Source organism: Curtobacterium sp. MMLR14_002 (assembly GCF_001864975.1).
Taxonomy (GTDB): Bacteria; Actinomycetota; Actinomycetes; order Actinomycetales; family Microbacteriaceae; genus Curtobacterium; species Curtobacterium flaccumfaciens.
Genome location: NZ_MJGT01000054.1, coordinates 1 through 2,019, shown reverse-complemented (window position 1 = coordinate 2,019; position 2,019 = coordinate 1). Strand labels below are relative to the sequence as shown.

Here is a 2,019-nt window from a genome sequence, read left to right as displayed (position 1 = left end):
AGCAGCCCGAAGGCTGATCATGGATGACGCGAATCAAAGATGCTCGCGTCCACTGTGTAGTTCTCAACATACGATCGGCACCAGCACTCCCCCACCACAACGGTAGGTTCACCCTGGCCCGACGAAGGACCCGTAGGCCCAACCCCCACCACCACTCACGTGACAGTAGGAAGCCTGGTCCCTCAGGACCCAACAACGTGCACCAGCCAGCAGCTCCACCCACGACCCGTCCCAACCCTGCAAGCAGAGCGTACTGAGGTCGGAAGCATCACTCCCAACTGCACTGTCAATGTTCCACCCATGAGCTACCCGTCGGACACGTTCGGTCCGAAACAGGCGCCTGGACCAGCAACCAACCACCCCTAATGGGCGACCAGCACTGACCAGATGCTCCTTAGAAAGGAGGTGATCCAGCCGCACCTTCCGGTACGGCTACCTTGTTACGACTTAGTCCTAATCACCGATCCCACCTTCGACGGCTCCTTCCACAAGGGTTAGGCCACCGGCTTCGGGTGTTACCGACTTTCATGACTTGACGGGCGGTGTGTACAAGGCCCGGGAACGTATTCACCGCAGCGTTGCTGATCTGCGATTACTAGCGACTCCGACTTCATGAGGTCGAGTTGCAGACCTCAATCCGAACTGAGACCGGCTTTTTGGGATTCGCTCCACCTTACGGTATCGCAGCCCTTTGTACCGGCCATTGTAGCATGCGTGAAGCCCAAGACATAAGGGGCATGATGATTTGACGTCATCCCCACCTTCCTCCGAGTTGACCCCGGCAGTCTCCTATGAGTCCCCGGCATAACCCGCTGGCAACATAGAACGAGGGTTGCGCTCGTTGCGGGACTTAACCCAACATCTCACGACACGAGCTGACGACAACCATGCACCACCTGTACACCGACCACAAGGGGGCGACCATCTCTGGCCGTTTCCGGTGTATGTCAAGCCTTGGTAAGGTTCTTCGCGTTGCATCGAATTAATCCGCATGCTCCGCCGCTTGTGCGGGCCCCCGTCAATTCCTTTGAGTTTTAGCCTTGCGGCCGTACTCCCCAGGCGGGGCGCTTAATGCGTTAGCTACGACACAGAAACCGTGGAAAGGTCCCTACATCTAGCGCCCAACGTTTACGGCATGGACTACCAGGGTATCTAATCCTGTTCGCTCCCCATGCTTTCGCTCCTCAGCGTCAGTTACGGCCCAGAGATCTGCCTTCGCCATCGGTGTTCCTCCTGATATCTGCGCATTCCACCGCTACACCAGGAATTCCAATCTCCCCTACCGCACTCTAGTCTGCCCGTACCCACTGCAAGCCCGAGGTTGAGCCTCGGGATTTCACAGCAGACGCGACAAACCGCCTACGAGCTCTTTACGCCCAATAATTCCGGACAACGCTTGCACCCTACGTATTACCGCGGCTGCTGGCACGTAGTTAGCCGGTGCTTTTTCTGCAGGTACCGTCACTTTCGCTTCTTCCCTACTAAAAGAGGTTTACAACCCGAAGGCCGTCATCCCTCACGCGGCGTTGCTGCATCAGGCTTTCGCCCATTGTGCAATATTCCCCACTGCTGCCTCCCGTAGGAGTCTGGGCCGTGTCTCAGTCCCAGTGTGGCCGGTCACCCTCTCAGGCCGGCTACCCGTCGTCGCCTTGGTGAGCCATTACCTCACCAACAAGCTGATAGGCCGCGAGTCCATCCCCAACCAAAAAATCTTTCCACCACCAGACCATGCGGCCAGTGATCATATCCAGTATTAGACGTCGTTTCCAACGCTTATCCCAGAGTCAGGGGCAGGTTACTCACGTGTTACTCACCCGTTCGCCACTAATCCACCCAGCAAGCTGGGCATCATCGTTCGACTTGCATGTGTTAAGCACGCCGCCAGCGTTCGTCCTGAGCCAGGATCAAACTCTCCGTAAAAAAATACAGACCCAACACCCGAAGGCATCAGACCGAGTTGATTCTGACTGTTGACTGTCTACTGACAATCTTCAATCCAAAAGGAATTGCTTCATGACC

At 56.4% G+C, this 2,019-nt stretch carries 1 rRNA gene; it reads right to left on the bottom strand.

Going from position 1 to position 2,019, the window contains the following annotated elements:
• Nucleotides 1-398 precede the first annotated feature (398 nt).
• A 16S ribosomal RNA gene (locus BIU91_RS08965) occupies nucleotides 399-1,920 on the bottom strand.
• Between the last annotated feature and the right edge of the window lie 99 nt (nucleotides 1,921-2,019).